The sequence below is a fragment of the Anaeromassilibacillus sp. D41t1_190614_C2 genome, assembly GCF_015558525.1.
Taxonomy (GTDB): Bacteria; Bacillota; Clostridia; order Oscillospirales; family Acutalibacteraceae; genus Anaeromassilibacillus; species Anaeromassilibacillus stercoravium.
In genome coordinates this window covers 1-6,675 of the sequence record NZ_JADMOD010000029.1, presented here as the reverse complement: position 1 = coordinate 6,675, position 6,675 = coordinate 1, and the positions used below count along the sequence as shown (strand labels likewise).

Below are 6,675 nucleotides of genomic sequence, written 5' to 3'. Positions count from 1 at the left end.
AGCGGGTATCGAACCCAATGTTGTCAACGTCAAGTTTGCGAACAGCAAGATCCCGCACACCGGCGGCATGGGCACCATGCTGTTTACAGCCAGCGGTATGGCGCTTTTGGCCATGGCAGGCGCAGTGATGGTTATCCCGCACAGTTCCCGCAAAAAAGAGGAGCGCTGATAGGCCCCTGGGGGCAGTCCCTCAAACGGTGGGAAACGGGAAACCCTTCCAGCCGTTTTGAACGGTAGGAAACGGGGCGCCAGGCGCCCCTGGGAGACATAGGGCGGGGCAAAGCCAGCCGCCGGCTGGACCGTCCATATAAAACCAGATCTTTTTCCTCCATCAACAGAGGGCCCCGCTTTGGGAAATCCGAAGCGGGGCCTTCTGTTTGGAATTGGCCTTTTTTAACTACTAGCAAAAAGTGTTTGCAGATAAAAACAATAGGCCGCTAAATTTTTACGGAAAACATATTTAGCGGCATAGTATTTAAAGGGTTTGGGATATCTAAGAGCTATTTATACAATATTGTAAAAAATTTTTCATTATATGCCCCATTTCTATTGATATTAATGATAGAATCTGCTTTAATTTTACCGATAGTTACATTCAATAAATATGTTAACTGATATGGAGGTTTCAGTTAACAAAAGGAGGTGGGACCGTCTCCGGATTGGCATTGAGCGGCAGAATTGAGCAGGCGGGAGGTCCCCGCCAAGTTGTGTACTGTAAAGGGAAGCTCGACCGCCATGGTTTGGTTGTGCTATAGGCCGCTTTCCCCGCCGCCTATAGGATAAGCCAGATTTGCCGGTTCAGCGGGCTTTACAGGTAGGAAGTTTTTAGGAGGAGAAAAGAGAAAATGAAACGAGTCAGACAAATGATTGCGTTGCTTCTCGCGGCAACGATCGTGTCATTTAGCGCCATCCCCGCAGGTGCGGCCGAGCAAACTGCCTCTGGCAGCCGCGCTGTTGAAGTGAGCACCGCCGGGAATGTGTTGGCGGATGCAACGATCACTTGCAGTTCGGAAGATTCGGACCACATGGCAAATGGGGAACCGACGGGCCCAATCGCATATCTGGTCGATGGAGACAAGTCCACCCGCTGGGCGGCGACGTCCACCGGAAGCCAGTGGATCAAATTTGATTTTGGAGAGCCCCAGGAGATCGGCTCCCTGATTATCACTTGGGAAGCCGCGTATGCCAGCGACTATTCCATCCAGATTTCGGACGACGACGCGGAGTACACCACCGTATTCCACGATACCCCCAGTTCTCAGCCGGATGAGACCCCGATCACCATCGCGCAGACCTGCCGGTATCTGAAATTGACGATCGACAAGGGCGCCACCGGCTACCCGTGCTCCATTTATGAGATGGAGGTCCGGGACGCGGGCAACATCATCACCGCGCTCGAAGACACGACGGCGGAAACCGTCATCGGGACCGCCCCCGTGCTGCCCGAAAAGGTGACCGCGACCTATGCAGACGGCAAGCAGTCCGACGTCAAAGTGACGTGGAACCCCATCCCGGCTTCCAATTACAACCAGGTGGGGACTTTTGAGGTCCTGGGTTCGGTCAGCGGCACAAACCTCCAAGTGACCTGTGTCGTGACGGTCAACCCTGCGGATGAAAGCGAGTACCTGCGCCTGGCCAAGAAGCAGGTCGGCGGAAGGGTGCTGGTGCCCTCTGCGGACTATGCCGATGAGGACGCCGTCGCAGCGGCAGCCACAGAGATTGCCCAGGAAAAGATCACCCTTGGCGATACGGTTGCCAATGTATCGTGGGTGGAGGACCGCTATGTCCTGACCCTGACCAACGGCGAAGAGAGCTGGACGCTGGACCCCTTCACCGTGAGCTTCCCGACGGAGCGGGACGAGAGCGGACGCTTTGACCTGATGGAAGAGCGCATCGAGTTTGCCCGGCAGATCGGCGACGAGGGCGTGATCCTCCTGAAAAATGAGAACGAAACCCTTCCCCTGACGGAGAACGACCAGGTGGCGGTATTTGGCCGTATGCAGATTGATACCATCCGCGGCGGCCTGGGCGCAGCCTACATGAACCCCGCCTATGAGGTCAATGTGCTGGACGGCCTGCGCAACGTGGGCGTCAATGTGGACGAGACCCTGGCAGAGGTCTATGAGACTTGGTGTAACGACCCGGCAAATAAGAAAGAAGAGATCATCTATACCAGCGACCGTTTCTTCCCCGAGATGCCTCTGGACGAAGAGATGGTCAAGGAAGCCAGCGAGCGCAACAACAAGGCCGTTGTGGTCATTGGGCGCATCGTGGGCGAAAACAACGACATGCAGAACAACAAGGGCGGCTGGCTCCTGACGGACGACGAGACGAAGATGCTTGAGCTGGTCACCAAATACTTCGATCAGGTCACCGTGGTATATAACAACGGCGTTGTGGCCGATATGGAGTTTGTGGAGGATATGGGCATTGACGCCCTGGTCTTCATGGGTTACGGCGGACAGGAAGGCGGCAATTACGTCGGCGATATCCTCTCCGGCAGGGTCACCCCCTCCGGCAAACTGACCGAGACCGTGGCCAAGAGCTTTGACGCATATCCCGCCGACGAATTCAGCGGCAGCACCACGCAGAAATATACCGAAGATATCTTCACCGGTTACCGCTACTTTGAGACCTTTGATCCCGAGTATGAGACGGTCCGCTATCCCTTCGGTTACGGCCTGTCCTATACGGATTTTGAAATTTCGGATGTATCCGCCGAGCAGGTGGGCACCCACATCGAGGTAACCGCCACGGTCACCAACGTGGGCGACTTCTACTCCGGCAAGGAGGTCCTGCAGGTCTATTACAGCGCGCCCCAGATGGGCACGGGCGAGGCCGTTTTGGGCAAGCCCGGCAAGGTCCTGGCCGCGTTCGATAAGACCGGCCTGTTGGAGCCCGGCGAGAGCCAGACGTTGACCATGACCTTCCCGATCTCCGATATGGCGAGCTTCGACGATACGGGCGTGACGGGCCATAAGAACGCGTGGCTGTTGGAGGCCGGCGATTACAACATCTATGTCGGCAACTCCATCCAGGACGCCGGCACCCGCCAGGTCTATACCTACAACCAGCCGGAGATGCGCGTCATCGACGAAGACCTGACCCAGCTGGATACCATGCTGAACGAGCGCCTTTTGGCGGACGGCACCTATGAGGAGCTCGAAGTCATCGATATCCCTGGCCAGATCAATATCAAAGACGACGTTGCAAACCAGGCGGAAATGGAAAACTATAAGTCCGCCGGCGCGGGCGTCACGGAGACGGACGGCATGCTGTCCATCCCCGCAAACGAGACCGTGTCCTACCAGCTGCAGGTGACCAAGGGCGGCAAGTACCTGCTCAAGTTCGCCTACACCAACAACGGCGAAGCGGTCAAGCTCAACGACGTGCTGGATGTATTTGTAGGCGTCGGCCAGGTGGGCATTGACGACTCCGTAGTTTTGGAAAGCGGCAGCGGCCTGGAGACCGTTGCATTCCAGGTTGGCATCCCCACCGGTGACATCTCCTTTGATTTGACCAGCAAATCCGATGCGGACATCCAGTGGGACAGCTTTACCCTGGAGCGCGACAACGATGCAGACGTGGTTCACAACATCCCCGCCAGCGGCATCGGCAAGGTGGAGGGCGAAGACTATGTGGACGCCTCCTCCGGCGTGCGCTATGAGGACTTCCAGGACGACGGCCAGGGCCAGCCCGGCAGATGCCTGTCCAACATGCGCGCCGGTTCCCGTGCGAACTATAAGCTGAACGTGGAAGAGACCGGAACCTACCGCATGGTCGTCCATTACGCGGCGGTCGGCGAGACCGCGCTGAACACCACGGCCACCTTCCTGATCAACAATATCACCCAGGCCTTCGACGAGGGGATCTCCTTCAAGAACACGGCCATCTCTGGAAACACCTATTACAACTTTGTGGATCTGGAACCCTTGACGGTGATCCTGCCCAGCGGCGAAGCGACGCTCACCATCGAATCCCAGATCGCAGCCTTCCCGAATATCGATTACATCACCTTTGAAAAGGTAGAAGTCCGCGCGGCTAAGGCGTTTGCAGCTGCCAACAATGTCCTCGAAGCCGCCGCAAAAGTCCCGGTCACCTTTGAAGACGTGGCCGAGAACCCGGAACTGATGGACGAGTTTGTTTCCCAGCTTACGATCAATGAATTGGCCACCCTGGGAAGCGGGCAAGGGAATGTAGCCCCCAACACCAATACCGGTTCGATTGGCAACATCCCCTCCCTGGGCATCCCCGGCGTGCAGACCGCGGACGGCCCGACGGGCGTCCGTTTGAACGACATCACTACACCGATCGCTTGGCCCTCCACGAACATCATGGCGAGCTCTTGGAACGAAGAGCTGTGCGAAGATTACGGTCTGGCCTTCGGCAAGGATATCAAAGCTTATGATGTGAATTGCATCCTGGGCCCCAGCATCAACATCCAGCGCAACCCGTTGGGCGGGCGTAACTTTGAGTATTATTCCGAAGACCCCTACCTCACCGGCAAATTGGGCGCTGCGGTGACCCGCGGTATCCAGTCGGTGGGCGTAGCGACGGCTGTGAAACACTTTGCGGTGAACTCCACCGAGTACAGCCGCCTGGCCTCCAACAGCGTGATTTCCGCCCGCGCAATGCGCGAGATCTATCTCAAAGCCTTTGAGATGGTCATCAAAGAGGCAGACCCGTGGTCCATCATGACCTCTTACAACTTCGTCAACGGCACCAAGGCCGCGGAACTGGAACCCATGATGAACGATATTGCACGCGGCGAATGGGGCTATGACGGCGTATTTATGACGGACTGGGGCAACGACTCCAATATCGTCAAAGAAGTACAGGCCGGCGGCGACGTCAAAATGCCGAGCGGCGACTCCAGCGCATTGGTCAATGCAGTCAATGCGGGCACGTTGGACCGCGCGACTTTGGAAGCGGCGGCAACCCGCCTGCTGAACTTGGCGCTCAAGACCGACAGCCTGCGCGAGGAGAATCCCATCGACCACTTGGCGGTAGGAATGCCCGCCGAGGCTTCGAATACCGAAAGCGACGCAAACAGCCCTGCAGGCGCAGTGGATGGCCTGATGTCAACCCGTTGGGCGACCGGTTCGGTTGACCCAGCGTCCCAGCCGTGGTTCCAGGTCGACCTGGGCGAAGTGCAGGATCTGGGCTACCTGCGCATCTCTTGGGAGCATGCACCCCAATCCTATGAGATTCAAGTATCCGACGACGGCGTTGAATTCACGAAGATCGCCGAGTACACGACAACGGCTGCCAGCGGGGCAGGCAACGATTCGCAGGAATTTGACCTGACCGATGTTTCCGGCCGTTATGTGAAGATGCAGGCCACCGAACTTTGGGACGAATGGGGCGCCAGCATCTATGAGCTGGAAGTATACGACACCAGCTATGAGCCGCCGGTAGAGGAAGACGACACCTATGTGGTGCTGACCCGCAACGCTACCGTGTCCGGCGAAAGCACGGGCCTCAAGGAAGGCGACGATGTAACGGTTATCGCAAACGACGCCCCCAAAGGCTACCACTTCACCGGTTGGAGCACCGTCGGCCTGACGCTGACCTCCGAGCAGCGTGTTTCCCCGGAACTGAACTTCACCATGCCCGCCAACAACGTCATCCTGACGGCGGACTTTGCGAAAGACCGGACACCGGCCGAACCGCAGCTGCTGACGGTACAGTGGAGCGGCAACGCATCCATGAGCGTCGAGGGCAATGCAGAGGAAATCATCTCCTCCGATGCAATTTATGGTGCAAAGGTACAGCCGGGCGAAGAGCTGACCTTCACCTTTACCCCGACCAAGGATGGATTCTCCGGAGCGCAGCTCAACGGCGAGGACATCGAGTTTGCAGCGGACGGCTGCACGTACACCTTCACCATGCCGAATGCAAGCACGACCCTGCGCTTCACGTTCACAAGCGTGGATAAGAGCATCCTGGGAGCTGTCCTGGAGCAGGCCAACGCCGTGCCGCAGGACGTGATCGACGGCCTGGTGCCGGAGGCGAAGGAGTTCTTCGAGAATGCCCTGGAGAATGCGCAGACCGTTTATGACGATGCGAACGCCAACCAGGAAGAGGTCAACAAGGCGTGGAGCGACCTGCTGGATGCGATGCACCTCTTGGAATTCGAAGCGGGCGACAAGGAAGTCCTGCTGCCGCTGATCAACATCGCGGAGCAGCTGGCGGAGCGCCTGGACGAGTTCAAGCCGGGCACGACCGAGGGCTTCGAGGAAGCGCTCGACGCGGCGAAGGACGTCTATGCCGAGGAGAACCCGCTGAAGGCGGACGTGGACGAGGCATATGACAACTTGCAGGCAGCGATTGAAAAGTTGGACTTCCGTGCGGATATGAGCGCGCTGCAAAGCTTGGTGGACGAAGCGAACACCTTCGATCCGGACGACTATATCCAGGATGAGGCGTTCGATACCTTCAAGAGCGTGCTGGCAGAGGCGGAAGAACTGCTCGCGAATGCGAATGCCGGCCAGGCCGACGTGGATGCAAAGGCCGAGGCCCTGACGAGAGCGATGGCAGCCCTGCGCAAGATCCCGAGCAGAGATGAGCTGAACAAGCTGATCGCCGAGATGGAGCGGAAGGATCTGGACGGCTACACCGACCGCAGCGTGGCGGCCTTTAAGGCGGCTTTGAGCGTTGCGAAGACGGTTGCCG

The 6,675-nt window shown here is 57.7% G+C and carries 2 protein-coding genes; both read left to right on the top strand.

Annotated features, from left to right (window positions below):
* Positions 1 to 7: 7 nt before the first annotated feature.
* The gene (locus I2G69_RS14590; RefSeq protein ID WP_442858900.1) at positions 8 to 169 is read left to right on the top strand and encodes an LPXTG cell wall anchor domain-containing protein; all 162 of its coding nucleotides are present in this window, start codon (positions 8 to 10) and stop codon (positions 167 to 169) included.
* A 676-nt stretch (positions 170 to 845) separates the two neighbouring features.
* Positions 846 to 6,675: discoidin domain-containing protein (locus tag I2G69_RS13905; RefSeq protein WP_195560980.1), on the top strand; the 5,830-nt coding region annotated here is incomplete at its 3' end.